This window comes from Pseudomonas azerbaijanoccidentalis, from assembly GCF_019145495.1.
GTDB lineage: Bacteria > Pseudomonadota > Gammaproteobacteria > Pseudomonadales > Pseudomonadaceae > Aquipseudomonas > Aquipseudomonas azerbaijanoccidentalis.
Window position 1 is genome coordinate 603,802 of sequence record NZ_JAHSTU010000004.1, and the last position, 15,122, is coordinate 618,923.

The window sequence follows — 15,122 nt, forward strand, 5'->3', positions numbered from 1 at the left end:
TCGGCAGCTGCTACGAAGGGTCTGATTCAACTCTGGGAGCTTTATGTATTTTTTCGTTCGTCTGGCGGTTTTTCTTACTGCGTGGACGCTTCTTATGGGTTGCGAACGCCAAGATTCTGCACCACTCGACCAACAGCTCTACATCTGGCAGCGGCAATGGACCCCGGCCCATGACTCTGCCCTGCAAGACAGTCGTGCAGACTTCTCTACCTTGCGCGTGCTGGCGTTGCAGGCCTTTCCTAAGACGGGTTGGAGTCGGGCGCGAATCGATCCGCTGTTGCTCAAGCGTGATGGTCGTCCGCTGATCGCGGTGATTCGCCTCGATGGTCAGCTCAAGTCGTTGAATCAGGATGAAGTCACGCTGCAGATTCAACAGCTGATCATTGATTGGCAGGCACAAGGCCTGAACCTTACCGGCGTGGAAATAGACCACGACGCGGGCAACGCCCGGCTGCCGGCCTACCGCGAATTTCTAGCGCACTTGCGCACGCTGCTGCCGACGGCTTTGCCGTTGAGCATCACCGCATTGCCGGCCTGGCTCGACAGTCCGGAGTTGCCGGCGCTGTTATCCACAGTCGACAGCAGCGTATTACAGGTGCATGCGGTGAGTGATCCGCGTCGTGGCCTGTTTGATCCCGATCAGGCCCGGAAATGGGCACAGGCCTGGAGCCGTGTCACCCAAAGAACCTTCTATCTGGCGTTGCCGGCCTATGGTGTGGCGCTGTTGCCCGACGCCAGCGGTGCACCCGTTGTTGAGAGCGAAATACGCATTGAACGTGATGGCGAGCGTCGGGAGTTGCTGGCCGATCCGCAGCAGCTGAGTAAGCTTGCGACCCAATTGCGCAATGATCCACCGGCACATCTGGCGGGGCTGATCTGGTTTCGCCTGCCACTGGCCAGCGATCGCCGGGCGTGGAGCCTGACCACCCTGGGCGCGGTTGCGCGGGGAGATTCGCTCAATAGCCGGTTAGCGCTGAAACTCTCGGAGCAGCAAGGTCTCCATGACATTGTCCTCACCAATGAGGGCAACCTCGACAATGCCTGGCCCGAGCGTTTGACGCTGGCGGTGCAGGGCTGCGAAGGCGCCGATGCGCTTGCCGGATATGCGTTGCAACAGAGCCCGGATCTGCTTACCTTCACTCGCCTGCGTGACGGTCGGATCGCGGCCGGTGGGCAGCGCGCCATCGGTTGGGCTCGCTGCGCGAATATTGATCAAGGAGCTTCGAATGTTCACCCGTAACTGGCCGCGTCATCTGCTTTGCCTGAGCCTCAGCTTGCCGCTGGGTTCGGCGTTGGCGTGCGGGCCGGATTTCCCCATGCGCCTGTTGGACAATCGTGGGCAGTCGCTGGCGGAGCTGCCGGAAGGCAATTTCAACTTTGAAGTCAGTCGCCTCGGGCATGCCATTTCGGGGTTGAAAAATGTCAGCGCTACCACTTACGGCATGGAAGACCCTGAACTCGCAGAACAGCGCAGCCAGGCCGAACAAAGCGGCTTGACCGCTGAACAGCGGGCATTGGTGAAACAGCTGCGCGGGCTTACCGATGCTCGCCATGTCGAAGAGCAAGGCGCAAGTCTGCCGACCGAGGTCAGACTTTATCTGGCCGGTGCCGTGGCATTTGCAGTCGATGATCATGGCTTGGCGGCAGAGTACTTTCAGAAAGTGCTCGCGTTACCTGCGGACCAACGGGCGCTGCGCAGCACTTGGGCTGCGTACTCCTTGGGCCGGGCGCTGTTCGCCATGAGCTCGGAGGCGGGCGCAACCCCCGGGCTGCTGACGCAAGCGCGCAAGGCCTACGAGCAAACCCGGCAGCTAAGTATCGACGGCTTCAGTGACCCGTTGGAACTGGGCGTCGCCAGTCTCGGTGAAGAGGCCCGCGTTGCCCGCACAGCGGGTGACTGGAACAGCGCCATCGAACTTTATGCCACGCAAAACCTTCACGGTTCAGCGGTGGGTTACACCTCGTTGAAGGTGTTGATGGCCGATCTGTCGGTAATGCCCGAGGCGGAACTGGCTGAATTGCTCAAGAACAAACCGGTGCAGCAGTTGGTGACGGCATCATTGATCAGCCGGCTGGGCTGGTCGTTCGGTGAACAACCGGCGAACGAACTGAAGCTGATCAAATCGCTGCAAAACAGCACGCGCGGCAGCCTCGATAACGCGGATCGTCTGGCCGCGGTGAACTATCAACAGGGCGATTACGCCAGCGCCAAGGCGTTCCTTGAACACGCCGGCGACGGCGGACTGGCCTGGTGGTTACGCGCCAAGCTGGCGCTGCGAGAGGGCGACAAAACCGCTGCGGCTGCGGCGTATGCCAAAGCGGCGCAGGCTTTTCCGCAGAATGAATCCTGGGGTGATCGCAGAACTCCGGACTTCGATTATGAAACGCTTCAACCCAAGTGTCGGGTTGAGGGCGAAAGCGCGATTCTGGCTTTGCAACGCGGGGATTATCTACAAGCTTTTGATCAGCTTTATCGCAGCCAAAGTATTTATTGGTTCGACGCGGCAACGGTGGCCGAGCGCGTTCTGACACTCGACGAGCTCAAGCATTACGTCGACACCCAAGTGCCCGCGCCACCACCGCTCAGCCAGCATGACCGCGAAAATTACGTGCCGTTGCCAGTGGCGGCGAGCCTGCGCAATTTGCTCGGACGGCGATTGTTGCGCGAAGGGCATTATGAAGAAGCCCCGGCCTATTTCGATAACGACGGGTTGCGCAACAAAGCCAGGTTGTATGGTCAGCAACGCTTGAAGGCCGATGCCGCGTGGTGGCCGACCCGCCGCGCCGCCGCGCTGTTCAACGCCGCCTGGACCGCACGTGAGTGGGGGATGGATATTCTCGGCTACGAAATGGCTCCGGATTACGCCACTTTCGCGGGCAACTACAGCCTTGAAAGCACCGAGCTCAAAGTGGGGCCGCTGATGGCCGAAGACGAGGTGAAACGCCAGCAAGCCAGTGCTGCCCAGCCTGATCAGCGTTATCACTATCGGTTTGTCGCCACGCAGTTGGCCAATCGTGCTGCGGACCACCTGCCACATACCAGCCAGGCTTTTGCCGCTGTGCTGTGTGAGGCGGCGGGGTGGAACAGCAGCCTTGAAGATCAAAGTGCGCTCTACCAACGCTATGTCAAAGAAGGACCGTTTGTGGAATGGGCGGCGGACTTTGGCCATCAATGCCCGTACCCCGATTTCGATAACGCCGACAAACGCTACGTCACCCAGGTTACCGATGCCGCTCGCTCATCCTTGCGGCCGTACAAGACGTCGTTGCAGGTAGGTAGCGTTGTTGCGGTCACGGCAGCGGCGCTGTTGCTGATCAATCGCCGCCGCCGCAAAGCGCAGTAAGGTTCAAGCCTGTTGAACAAAGGTCAGCCGCACGGCGAACCCAATCAACAGGCTACCGAACAACCATTGCTGCAAACGTTGGGCTGAAGGGCTGCGTTGCAACCAGCGGCCCAGCGCTGCGCCGAGCAAGGCGTAAGCGCTGTCGAATAATAAACCCACCCCGACCAACACCACGCCCAGCACGGCAAACTGCGCGAGCACCGACCCTGCCTGTGGGTTGATGAACTGGGGCAGCAGTACCGAACAAAAGAGCAGCGCTTTGGGGTTGAGCAGGTTGGTCAACAAACCTCGGCGGATCGCTTCACGCCAACGGGCTTTTTCGACAGGTTGATCGCTGTCGAGGTTTGGCAGCAAGGTTGTTCGCAGGCACTGAATGCCGATCCATAGCAGGTACGCGGCACCCGCCAGGCGCACCACGTCAAACGTCCAGGGCGCCGCTTTGAATAGCGCCGCCAACCCCAACGCCGCCAATGCAACATGACAGCCCCGGGCGATGGCCAGCCCTGCCGCGGTGGCCAGTGCCGCGCCTTTGCCTTGGCGAGCGCCGGTCTGCAACAGCAGGATCATGTCAGGCCCCGGCAACAGGAACACCACTGCCAGCGCCATGAAAAACAGCCAGAGTCCCGCCATGTTGCACCCCATTCGTTGTCGATTCGGTAGGGTCAGTTTAGGGGGCAAGGGCGGAGCAGGTGCTTGCGTAGTTCGCTTCTAAAACCGGTAGGCTTGGCATAATCTGCCATTAATTGACTACTCGACCATCGGGATCTGCCAAACCATGAAACTGGATGCCTACGACCGCAAGATTCTCGCTGCGCTGCAGCGGGACGGTCGCCTGACCAATGTGCAACTGGCTGAAGAGATCGGCCTGTCGGCGTCGCCTTGTTTGCGTCGGGTACGAATGCTGGAAGAGGCCGGGGTGATTCGCGGTTATCAGGCCAACCTGGACCGCGACGAAGTCGGGCTCGGATTGACGGTGTTCGTTGGCGTCAAAGTCGAGCGCCACAACGACGAGCAGGCCGAGGCTTTTCGTCTGGCGGTGACGGCATTGCCGGAGGTTATTTCGGCGTTTCTGGTGTCAGGGGAATCAGATTTTCTGTTGCAGGTGGTGGTGCCGGATCTGCGCGCCTATGACAGGTTTCTCACAGGTCGTTTGTTGAAGTTGCCGGGCGTGAGCGATATCCGCAGCAACTTTGCGATTCACACGGTGAAGTCGCCGGGGTCGTTGCCGCTGGAACACTTGCCTGCCTAAAGGGAAAAGAACGCAGCCTGCGACAGACTGCGTTCTTTTGCTGTGGCTACATCTGGGTCGCCATCCCCTCCACATTCATCGCCGCCTGACGCAACGCTTCGGAACGGGTCGGATGCGGATGACAGGTCAGGGCAATGTCTTCGGCAGAGGCACTGAACTCCATGGCCACGCAGTATTCGCCGATCATTTCACTGACGCTCGGGCCAACCAAGTGCACGCCGAGGATTTCGTCGGTACGTTCATCGGCCAGGACTTTGGCGAAGCCCTCGGTCTCGTGATTGATCTTCGCCCGGCTGTTGGCGGTGAAGGGAAACTTGCCGACCTTATAGGCGCGGCCTTCGGCTTTGAGTTGTTCCTCGGTTTTGCCAACGCTGGCCAGTTCCGGTTTGGTGTAGATCACGTTGGGGATCAGATCGTAATTGACCTCACCGGCCTTGCCGACGATCTGCTCGACACACGCCATGGCTTCGTCCTCTGCCTTGTGCGCGAGCATCGGCCCTGACGTCACGTCGCCGATGACCCAGACACCCGCCGCTTCGGTACGGTGACCCTTGTTGGCGAGCATGCCGCGTTTGTCCGTGGCGAGGCCAACGTTCTCCAGCCCCAGGCCTTTTGTATAAGGGCGGCGTCCAATGGCCACCAACACATAATCGGCTTCGAGCATTTCGGCCGTACCACCGGCAGCGGGTTCGACGCTCAGCTGCACGCCTGTGGCGGAAGTCGTTGCGCTGGTCACTTTCGAACTCAATTTGAAGCTGATCCCTTGTTTGCTCAGTGAGCGTTGCAGGGTTTTACCGGCTTCACCGTCCACGCCAGGGCAGATGCGGTCGAGGAATTCGACCACCGTGACCTGCGCGCCCAAACGCCGCCAGACCGAACCCAGCTCCAGGCCAATCACGCCAGCGCCGATGACCACCAGATGCTTTGGCACTTCTGTCAGTGACAGGGCGCCGGTGGAGTCAAGAATGCGCTGGTTATCGATGTTCACACCGGGCAGGGGAGTCGGCTCGGAGCCTGTGGCGATGATGATGTCCTTGGCGCTCAGCTCAGTCTTGCCGCCAGCCGCGTCAGTGACGCTGACTTTGCCAGGCCCGTCGATATGCCCCCAGCCCTTGATCCAGTCGACCTTGTTTTTGCGAAAGAGAAACTCGATGCCCTTGGTCAGTCCGGTCACGCTTTCATCTTTCTGCTTCATCATCTGCGCGAGATTGAGACTGGGTTTGACCTCAATCCCCAGGTTGGCGAATTCCGCGCCCATGGCTGCGTCGTAAAGCTCGGAGGCATGCAGCAATGCCTTGGACGGCATGCAACCCACATTCAGGCAGGTGCCGCCGAGGGTGGCGCGTCCTTCTACGCAAGCCGCTTTCAAACCCAGTTGACCCGCGCGGATCGCTGCGTTGTAACCGCCGGGGCCACCGCCGAGTATCACGACGTCGTAAGTGCTCATGGATTTTCTCCTGGATTGAAAGAGGGAACCGGATGGATAAACGTAGCCTTTGAATAAAATTACGAACGTAATATGTGCGTTCCGAGGCATTTCGGTCAAGGCTTCAGCCAAGCGACAGGTTGAGCGTCTTTAGATACTGCGAATTAGTACGAAAATTTCACCAGTTTCGTTATATGGTAACGAAATTCGGCGCGAGCAAAGATAATCACTGGGGTGCTATGCAAGTCGATCTCGATGTAGGTGGGGCGCAGGTTGCAGGGCTACCACGCTTTCAGCAGGCGCTGATTCAAGGGCGGCGATTGCGCCAGCTTGCGATGGGCTTGGGTGTGCTGGCAGCGGCAGGGGTGTTGTGCGGGTTTTTTGTCGGGTTATTTGCACCGCAATCGCTTTGGCCTGCGTTGCTGTTCAATCAGAGCGCGGCCTTGCTGGTGGTGGTGGCGGGCCTGCAATCCGCTTGGTGGGTGACGCAATGGCGTGCACGGGCGATCAATCCACCAGTCGCAGAAGTTGTCGTCCAGGACACCGACCCGGCGACGGGTTGGTATGAGCGACTACTGGAAAAGATCAGTCAGCGCGGGTCGATGACACTCAAGCAGATCGGTGCACCCACGTTGTGGCTGGGTGGTTGGGCGTTGTTGAGTTTGTTCTGCGTGGAACAAGCCTGGAACCTGAGCTTGCCACCGGCCGCGCTGGGCTTGTCGGCCACCGTTGGTGCCTCCCTGGCGTTGCTGCTGGCGTTTGGTTTGCTGGTGCTTGAGCGTCATCTGGCCCAGGAAAACACTGCGCAATGGCCTGAAGCCGTAGTGTTATCGCAGCTGACGCGGGTAGCCATCATTAGTTTGGTGCTGGGTGCGTTATGCCTGCTGTTTGGCAATGACACTTCTGTATGGCCTGTGCGCCTGGCGGTATTGATCGGCCTGTTGCCTGGGCTCGTCGCGGTGGAGTTGTTGCTGCGTGCAGTGCTGTCGTTGTTCAGCCCGCGCCGCGAGCAAGTCGAACCCGCGCTGCTGGCGCACAGCTTTATCGCCGACCTGCTGCGTTGGCCGCCACAGCCTTTGCTGGCGTTGCAGCACGAACTGCATAACCGCTTTGGCATCGATCTGCGGCAAATCTGGGCGTTCACCTTTATGCGCCGGGCGTTTTTGCCAGTGCTGGGTGTTGTAGCGGTGGTGGGTTGGTCACTGACCGGTATTCACGAAATACCGCTGCAAGGCCGTGGTATCTACGAGCGTTTTGGCAAACCGGTAGAGGTGTTCGGTCCCGGTTTGCACGCCGGCTTACCTTGGCCGTTGGGGCGGGTCCTGAATGTTGAAAACGGTGTGGTGCATGAGTTGGCCACCAGCGTCGGCGATACCTCCGCCCCGACACAGGTAGCATCGGCCGAAGGGCCAGCACCAATCACGGCCAATCGGTTGTGGGATGCCAGCCATGTGAACGACAAGTCCCAAGTGATTGCCAGCAGTCGCGCCGACAAGCAGAGCTTCCAGATCGTCAACATGGACGTGCGCTTCGTTTACCGCATTGGCCTGACCGATCAAGCCGCGTTGGCAGCCACCTATAACAGCGCGGATGTGCCGACGCTGATCCGCAGCACTGCCAGCCGGATTCTGGTGCACGACTTCGCCTCGCGCACGCTCGATGGTCTGCTCGGTGAAGACAGGGTAGGGCTGGCACAAGAGATTGGCCGTGCGGTTCAGGCGGATCTGCAACGGCTCGACAGTGGCGTGGAAATCCTTGCTACGGTAGTCGAAGCGATTCATCCGCCTGCCGGTGCAGCCAACGCTTATCACGGAGTGCAAGCGGCACAGATTGGCGTGCAGGCATTGATCGCCCGTGAACGTGGCGCCGCCGCTGAAGCGACCAACCAGGCGCAATTGCAGGCCAGTGTTGCCCGCGATCAAGCCACGGCCAGCGCGCGAGAAATCAACGCGAGTGCCCAAGCTACGGACCTGAAGTTCAGCGCCGAGCAGAAGGCTTATGCCAGCGCCGGCCAGGCCTTCGTGCTGGAGCAGTACCTTGGTCAACTTTCCCAAGGGTTGGCCAACGCCAGGTTGCTGGTGCTCGATCATCGTCTGGGCGGCAGCAGCAATGCACCGACCATCGACCTTCGTCCTTTCACGTTGCCGGCTGATCCCGTGCCGCCGCATAAATCCGCTCAGCCAGGAGCTGCCAATTGAGCCAGTCGCACACCCACGATCACGCGGATCACACCGGCCACGACCACGGCCATGGCGGGCACCATCACGGGCATCATCACCACCACCATGGAGACCCACAAGAGGCGGGCCCGTTTCCGTGGCGGCGAATGGGCTGGGCTGCGTTGCTCGTGGCGTTTGCTGTGGCGGCCGCCAGCCTGGTGCAGGTGCGTTCGGGGGAAGCCACCGTCATCACGCGCTTCGGCAACCCGGCGCGGGTCTTGTTGGAGCCAGGCCTTGGCTGGCGCTGGCCTGCACCCTTCGAAGCGGCGATCCCGGTAGATCTGCGACTGCGGACTACCTCCAGCGGTTTGCAGGACGTGGGCACACGGGATGGCTTGCGCATCATCGTTCAGGCGTATGTCGCCTGGCAGGTGCAAGGCGACCCGGACAACGTGCAGCGCTTCATGCGTGCCGTGCAGAATCAACCCGATGAAGCCGCGCGACAAATTCGGACTTTTATTGGCTCTGCACTGGAAACCACCGCCAGCAGTTTCGACTTGGCCAACTTGGTGAACACCGACGCCAATCAAGTGCATATCGCCGATTTCGAAACGCAACTGCGTCAGCAAATCGATCAACAGTTGCTCACCACCTATGGTGTTCGCGTTCTGCAAGTCGGCATTGAGCGGCTGACCTTGCCCTCGGTGACGCTCACGGCGACGGTTGATCGCATGCGCGCCGAGCGCGAAACCATCGCCACCGAACGCACGGCCATCGGCAAGCGTGAAGCGGCGCAAATTCGCTCGGCTGCAGAACGTGATGCGCGAATCGTACAAGCCGATGCCACGGTGAAAGCGGCGGACATCGAAGCGCAGTCTCGCGTTGAAGCGGCGCAGATTTATGGTCGTGCATACGCCGGTTCGCCACAGCTTTACAACCTGCTGCGTTCACTCGACACCTTGGGCACCGTGGTCACGCCGGGGACAAAGCTGATCCTGCGCACTGACGCGGCGCCATTCCGCGTGCTGGTCGATGGGCCGCCCACCCTCGAAACCAAATCTGGGTCGCAACCATGAGTGTGGTTCCACGTGGAACAAATGAGTTGAGCAGCCCCTGGATTCAGGCAGGACGCTTGGCATTTCTGGCGTTGTACGCGGTGACGGTTCTCGCTGCGTTGGCATGGGCGTTTTCCAACGTGCGTCAAATCGATCCACAGAATCGTGCAGTGATTTTGCACTTCGGCGCATTGGATCGCATTCAGAACGCCGGGTTATTGTTGGCTTGGCCGCGCCCGTTTGAGCAGGTGGTTTTATTACCGGCTGCGGATCGAGTCATTGAGCGTCGGGTGGAAAGTCTGCTGCGCAGTGATGCGGCGTTACAGGCCGATCGCGTGGCCAGTTTCGCCACGCCAATCAGCGATGCGCTGGCCGGCTCCGGCTATTTGCTGACCGGTGATGCCGGGGTGGTGCAACTCGATGTGCGGGTTTTCTACAAGGTCACCGAGCCGTACGCTTTCGTGCTGCAAGGTGAACATATGCTGCCGGCACTGGATCGACTGGTGACCCGCAGTGCCGTCGCACTGACCGCTGCCCGCGATCTGGATACCATTCTGGTTGCCCGTCCAGAGCTGATCGGAGCTGACAACCAAGCGGCCGAACGACGCGAGCGCCTGCGGGGTGATCTGGTGCAGGGGATCAATCAACGCTTGGCAGAACTGAGTTCGACCGGCCAAGGGTTGGGGATAGAAGTCGCACGCGTCGACGTTCAGTCGAGTTTGCCCGGGCCTGCGGTCAATGCCTTCAACGCCGTACTGACCGCCAGCCAGCAGGCCGACAAAGCCGTCGCCAACGCGCGCACCGACGCCGAGAAACTGAACCAGTCTGCCAACGAGCAAGCCGACCGCGCGCTGCAAGTTGCTCATGCTCAGGCCAGTGAACGGTTGGCTAAAGCGTCGGCTGACACCGCCACGGTGTTGAGCCTGGCCAAGGCGCAACAACAGGGCACCGACCCGCAAATGCTGCTGCGGATCTACCGCGAGCGGATGCCGAAGATTCTCGGTCAGGCGGGGTCGGTGACCACGGTCAACCCCAAAGACGATTCCCGCCTGATCATTCAGGGAGCTGCACAATGACTGCGCAAACTGCCGCTGCACCGAGCCTGTTGTCCTCGGCCGAACAACGCAGCGCTGCCCGCCAGTTGACGCTGGCGATGCTTGCACTCGGCTTGCTCGCGCTTGGGCTGGTCTGGCGCTGGTTGTCGCCAGAGCAAATCGGTGTCAGCCAATTGCTGCTGGGTTTCGCTTCGTTGCTGGTGGCCGTGCCGGTGATGCGATCGGCGTGGTACAGCCTGCGTTATCCGAGCCTGCATGGCATCACCGATCAGTTGATCGCATTGGCCATGCTCGGTGCCTGGGCCACTGGTGATTTGCTGACGGCGGCGTTGCTGCCGATCATCATGATCTTTGGCCACGTGCTGGAAGAGCGCAGCGTGATCGGTTCTCAGGAGGCGATTCATGCCCTCGGCCAACTGACGCGCAGCCACGCCCGCAAGGTGCAGGCCGATGGCGCCATCATCGAGGTCGACAACGGCACGCTCAATGCGGGCGACGTGGTGGAGGTGCGCGCCGGTGATCGTGTGCCGGCGGATGGTCGAGTGTTGTCCGGGCAGGCGAGCCTGGACACGGCATCGATTACCGGTGAGTCAGTACCGATAGAAGCGGGCGTCGGTATGTCGGTGTTCGGCGGGGCGATCAACCTCGATGGCTTGCTGCGCATCGAGGTCACCCGGACCGGGCAGGATTCGACCCTCGGCAAAGTTATCGCGCTGATGCAAAACGCCGAACGTTCCAAGCCACCGATCACGCGATTGCTGGAGCGTTACGCGGGCAGTTACATGGTGTTGGTGTTGCTGCTCGCGGCGGTAACCTGGTTCATCACCAATGATGCCCAGGCCATGCTCGCGGTGTTGGTGGCGGCGTGTCCTTGTGCTTTGGTGCTGTCGGCGCCCGCCACGGCTATTGCCGGTGTGGCGGTGGCCGCACGGCATGGAATCCTGATCCGCAGTTCGGCCTTTCTTGAAGAACTGGCGGACCTGACCTCACTGGTGGTCGACAAGACCGGCACCCTGACCTTCGGCACCTTGCGCCTGCAATCGATCGCGAGCCCGATTGAGGATCGCAGCCATGTCTTGAAACTGGCGGCCAGTCTCGGTTCGGCCAGCAGCCACCCGGTCAGCCGTGCGCTGGCCGGATTGGTGACTCAGGAGCATTTTGTGCTGCTTTCGGACATTCACGAGCGCCAGGGGCTCGGCGTGGTGGCGATGACCGAGCAGGGCGAAGCCGCGCTCGGGCGGCCTGAATTGTTCGCCCATCTGGGCGTTAGCACGTCAGCGGTTCCCGAGCACGACGGGCCGATTGCCGGGCTGGCGCTCAACGGCGAGTTCCTCGCTTGGTTGTTGCTTGCTGACAGCGTCAAACCGGAAGCGAAGTTTGCCCTGAGTGAATTGCGCGAGCTGGGTTTGGGGCGACAACTGTTGCTCACCGGCGACCGCAAAAGCGTTGCGCAGACTTTGGCGCGGGAAGTCGGTATTCGCGACGTTGAAGCGCAAGCCTTGCCCGAGGACAAACTCAATCGCGTGCTCAAGGAAATCGACAGCGGCTTTCGGCCAATGGTGGTAGGTGACGGCATCAACGATTCCCTGGCCCTCAAGGCCGGCGTGGTCGGGGTGGCGATGGGCGCGGGCGGGGCGGACATTGCCCTGGCGTCGGCCGACATCGTGTTGATCGGCAGCGACCTGCGCCGGCTCGGGACCTGCGTGCGTTTGAGTCGCCAGTGCCGGCAGACGTTACAGGTCAATGTGATCATTGGTTTGGGCTGGACGCTGGCTATCGTGGCCTTCGCCGCCTTCGGCTGGCTATCGTGGCCTTCGCCGCCTTCGGCTGGCTCGGTGCGGCAGGCGCGATGATTGCGGCGCTGCTGCATAACCTCAGCACATTGCTGGTGCTGGGCAACGCCGGGCGCTTGCTGCGATTTCAGGAGCCGTTGCTGAAACTGAAGGATGAGAATTGAGTCTGGCGCCGCAAACGGCTCTAAACCGCTGCGCTGTGGTGTCGCTAGATCGTTAGAACTGTCTGCCGTGTCCGCAGTCATCTAAGGTGAGGGCACGGCATTTTGTGTATTCGCGGCGTGTGAGTTGGTACAACGCGAATCATAGAAAACGGCTATTAATTCGATAGCCTGCTATTTTTCCAAGATGGTCTACCCTCTGATCAGACGTCTGAAACAAGGGGGATTCTCCATGCTCGCGCAACTTCCACCGGCCTTACAGAATCTGCAGTTACCGCTACGCCTGCGACTCTGGGACGGCCATGAATTCAATCTGGGGCCGACGCCCAGCGTCACGATTGTGGTCAAGGACCCACAAATGGTCACCCAGTTCACCCATCCCAGCCTGGACGCGCTTGGAGCAGCGTTCGTCGAGGGCAAACTGGAGCTGGAGGGCTCCATCAGTGACGTGATCCGCGTCTGCGATGAATGGAGTCAGGCGTTGCTGGATGAAGACGACGACAGCCAGCCTGTCCGTACCGTCCACGACAAGGAAACCGACGCCAAGGCGATTTCCTACCATTACGACCTCTCTAACGCCTTTTATCAGCTGTGGCTCGACAGCGACATGGCGTATTCCTGCGCTTACTTCGAAACCGGCAGTGAAACCCTGGAGCAGGCTCAGCAAGCCAAATTTCGCCATCTGTGCCGTAAGTTACGACTGCAACCCGGCGACTATCTTCTGGATGTCGGCTGCGGTTGGGGTGGGTTGGCGCGTTATGCGGCCCGTGAGTTCGGGGCGAAAGTGTTTGGCATTACGCTCAGCAAGGAACAACTTGCGCTGGCCAGGGAGCGCGTCAAGGCTGAAGGTCTGGAGGATCTGGTCGAACTGCAATTGCTCGATTATCGCGATCTGCCGCAGGACGGTCGTTTCGATAAAGTCGTCAGCGTTGGCATGTTCGAGCACGTTGGTCACGCCAACCTTCCCGAGTACTGCAAAACCCTTTTCGGCGCGGTGAAAGAGGGCGGCCTGGTGATGAACCACGGGATCACCGCCAAACACACTGACGGTCGGCCAGTGGGACGCGGTGCAGGGGATTTCATCGAGAAATATGTGTTCCCCAACGGCGAGCTACCGCACCTGTCGATGATCTCTGCAGAGATCAGTGAGGCAGGCCTGGAAATCGTCGATGTCGAGAGCCTGCGCCTGCATTACGCGCGCACGCTGGATCACTGGAGCGAACGTCTGGAAGACAACCTTGAAGCGGCCGGCAAACTCGTGCCGGAACAGGCCTTGCGTATCTGGCGCCTGTACCTGGCGGGATGCGCCTACGCCTTCGCCCGGGGCTGGATCAACCTGCACCAGATTCTCGCGGTGAAGGCCCACGCCGACGGCAGTCATGAACTGCCATGGACGCGGGACGATATCTACACCCCTTAAAGGATGGGTGAAATAAGCCGGGCAACCCGCATGCCGACCTGTTGCAGGCGGTGGGTTTCCCGGCCTTCTTCTTTGGCGATTTCGTGGGCCTGGGCGAAGTCGTCGTTGAGCATTTGCTCCACCTGCGCGGCAAATGCACTGTCGACCGTCAGCAACATCACTTCGAAATTCAATCGGAACGAGCGGTTATCCATGTTGGCACTGCCAATGGCGGTGATCTCACTGTCGATCAACACCACTTTCTGATGCAGGAAACCGGGCTGGTATCGGAACACCCGCACACCGGCGCGCACGGCTTCGAAGGCATAAAGGCTGGACGCGGCGTAGACGATGCGATGATCGGGCCGCGACGGCAGCAGAATCCGTACATCCACCCCGCGCAGGACCGCCAGACGCAGGGCCGCGAGTACAGCCTCGTCAGGAATGAAATAGGGGCTGGTGATCCATACGCGTTCAGTCGCCGCGTAGATGGCTTCGACGAAGAAAAGCGAACAGGTCTCGTAGGAATCCGCCGGACCGCTGGCGAGCATTTGGCACAGTACGCCGTCGTCCGGGTACTCCTCCGGCAGGATCAATGGCGGTAAAGAACGCGCCGCCCAGAACCAGTCTTCGGCAAAGGATTCCTGCATGCAAGCCACCACCGGCCCGCGCACTTGCACATGGGTATCGCGCCAGGGCGCCAGGGGTGGTTTCTCCCCCATGTATTCATCGCCCACGTTGTGCCCGCCTACGAAGCCCACAATGCCATCGACCACGACGATCTTGCGGTGATTGCGGAAGTTGACCTGGAAGCGGTTCCACCAGCCGCTGCGGGTGGCGAAGGCTTTGACCTCGACACCGCCATCGCGCAGTGACTGCACATAGCTGTGGGGCAGGGAGTGGCTGCCGATTCGGTCATAGAGCAGGTAGATCGCCACGCCTTCGGCTGCTTTTTCCAGCAACAGTTTGTGCAGGCGCTGGCCGAGGCGGTCGTCGTGAATGATGAAAAACTGAATCAGTACCGCTTCTTTGGCTTGGCCGATGGCATCGAAAATCGCGTCGAAGGTTGCCCGGCCATTGATCAACAGTCGCACGTCGTTGTTGGCCAGGCAGGGCATGCGTCCGAGCTTCGGCATGGCGCGTAATGACGCGTAGGCGGTGGAGGCGCGAGCGGTAAGTGCTTCTTCGACCCACGGCCGCCAGTTGAGCTCGGAGATGGCTTTGCGCATTTCTTCGTTGGCCTGGCGCCGGGCCTTGATATAACCATCGAAGGTACTGCTGCCGAACACCAGATAGGGAATGAGGGTCAGGTAGGGCATGAAGACCAGTGACAGCGCCCAGGCGATCGAGCCTTGGGCGGTTCGAACGGTCAACACGGCATGGATTGCTGCGATGGTGCCCAAGGAGTGCAGCAGGGCGATGGTGTAGCCGAAAATATGCGGTCCGAAATAATCCATGGAGGGTAGCCTTGCTCCTGAAGA

General features: G+C 60.3%; 10 protein-coding genes and 1 pseudogene. 8 read left to right on the top strand and 3 right to left on the bottom strand.

Features of this window, described 5'->3' with window-relative positions; translation table 11 throughout:
• Positions 1–43: 43 nt before the first annotated feature.
• A complete protein-coding gene (locus KVG88_RS17000) occupies positions 44–1,240 on the top strand; it encodes a DUF3142 domain-containing protein (protein ID WP_217872077.1) in 1,197 nt (398 codons plus the stop codon).
• Entirely contained in the window at positions 1,227–3,344 is a 2,118-nt protein-coding gene (locus tag KVG88_RS17005) for a hypothetical protein (RefSeq protein WP_217872078.1), read from the top strand. The genes KVG88_RS17000 and KVG88_RS17005 overlap by 14 nt, the downstream gene beginning before the upstream one ends.
• A 3-nt stretch (positions 3,345–3,347) precedes the next feature.
• Here KVG88_RS17005 and KVG88_RS17010 read toward each other — a convergent pair whose 3' ends face one another.
• On the bottom strand, positions 3,348–3,974 hold the full coding sequence (locus KVG88_RS17010; protein WP_217872079.1) for a LysE family translocator: 627 nt from the start codon (positions 3,972–3,974) through the stop codon (positions 3,348–3,350).
• A 145-nt stretch (positions 3,975–4,119) separates the two neighbouring features.
• Between KVG88_RS17010 and KVG88_RS17015 the strand changes: the two genes are divergently transcribed.
• Complete coding sequence (locus KVG88_RS17015; protein WP_150705004.1) at positions 4,120–4,593, top strand: Lrp/AsnC family transcriptional regulator; 474 nt, start codon at positions 4,120–4,122, stop codon at positions 4,591–4,593.
• Positions 4,594–4,639: 46 nt separating this feature from the next.
• On the opposite strand, the gene lpdA is transcribed toward KVG88_RS17015, so the two are convergent.
• On the bottom strand, positions 4,640–6,040 hold the full coding sequence (lpdA, locus tag KVG88_RS17020; RefSeq protein WP_217872080.1) for a dihydrolipoyl dehydrogenase: 1,401 nt from the start codon (positions 6,038–6,040) through the stop codon (positions 4,640–4,642).
• A 218-nt stretch (positions 6,041–6,258) separates the two neighbouring features.
• Between lpdA and hflK (KVG88_RS17025) the strand changes: the two genes are divergently transcribed.
• The 5 genes and pseudogenes from hflK (KVG88_RS17025) to cfaB all read left to right on the top strand — a co-directional run bounded on the left by hflK (KVG88_RS17025) (position 6,259) and on the right by cfaB (position 13,662).
• A complete protein-coding gene (hflK, locus tag KVG88_RS17025) occupies positions 6,259–8,217 on the top strand; it encodes a protease modulator HflK (RefSeq protein WP_217872081.1) in 1,959 nt (652 codons plus the stop codon).
• A complete protein-coding gene (gene hflC, locus KVG88_RS17030) occupies positions 8,214–9,254 on the top strand; it encodes a protease modulator HflC (RefSeq protein ID WP_217872082.1) in 1,041 nt (346 codons plus the stop codon). Before hflK (KVG88_RS17025) ends, hflC begins: the two co-directional genes overlap by 4 nt.
• A complete protein-coding gene (hflK, locus tag KVG88_RS17035; protein WP_217872083.1) occupies positions 9,251–10,309 on the top strand; it encodes a protease modulator HflK in 1,059 nt (352 codons plus the stop codon). Before hflC ends, hflK (KVG88_RS17035) begins: the two co-directional genes overlap by 4 nt.
• Positions 10,310–10,335: 26 nt before the next feature.
• Positions 10,336–12,245 (top strand): annotated as a pseudogene (locus tag KVG88_RS17040) (heavy metal translocating P-type ATPase); the annotation flags it as partial.
• A 229-nt stretch (positions 12,246–12,474) separates the two neighbouring features.
• Positions 12,475–13,662 carry a C17 cyclopropane fatty acid synthase CfaB gene (gene cfaB, locus KVG88_RS17045; RefSeq protein WP_150704998.1) on the top strand — a complete coding sequence of 396 codons (1,188 nt, stop codon included), beginning with the start codon at positions 12,475–12,477 and terminating at the stop codon, positions 13,660–13,662.
• Here cfaB and cls read toward each other — a convergent pair.
• Complete coding sequence (gene cls / locus KVG88_RS17050) at positions 13,659–15,098, bottom strand: cardiolipin synthase (RefSeq protein ID WP_150704997.1); 1,440 nt, start codon at positions 15,096–15,098, stop codon at positions 13,659–13,661. The two genes, cfaB and cls, sit on opposite strands and share 4 nt — an antisense overlap.
• Positions 15,099–15,122 lie beyond the last annotated feature (24 nt).

Bases quoted from the DNA above. Each gene is read 5' to 3' on its own strand.
- KVG88_RS17000 (WP_217872077.1), top strand. From the start codon at position 44: ATGTATTTTTTCGTTCGTCTGGCGGTTTTTCTTACTGCGTGGACGCTT.
- KVG88_RS17005 (WP_217872078.1), top strand. From the start codon at position 1,227: ATGTTCACCCGTAACTGGCCGCGTCATCTGCTTTGCCTGAGCCTCAGC.
- KVG88_RS17010 (WP_217872079.1), bottom strand. From the start codon at position 3,974: ATGGCGGGACTCTGGCTGTTTTTCATGGCGCTGGCAGTGGTGTTCCTG.
- KVG88_RS17015 (WP_150705004.1), top strand. From the start codon at position 4,120: ATGAAACTGGATGCCTACGACCGCAAGATTCTCGCTGCGCTGCAGCGG.
- lpdA (WP_217872080.1), bottom strand. From the start codon at position 6,040: ATGAGCACTTACGACGTCGTGATACTCGGCGGTGGCCCCGGCGGTTAC.
- hflK (WP_217872081.1), top strand. From the start codon at position 6,259: ATGCAAGTCGATCTCGATGTAGGTGGGGCGCAGGTTGCAGGGCTACCA.
- hflK (WP_217872083.1), top strand. From the start codon at position 9,251: ATGAGTGTGGTTCCACGTGGAACAAATGAGTTGAGCAGCCCCTGGATT.
- cfaB (WP_150704998.1), top strand. From the start codon at position 12,475: ATGCTCGCGCAACTTCCACCGGCCTTACAGAATCTGCAGTTACCGCTA.
- cls (WP_150704997.1), bottom strand. From the start codon at position 15,098: ATGGATTATTTCGGACCGCATATTTTCGGCTACACCATCGCCCTGCTG.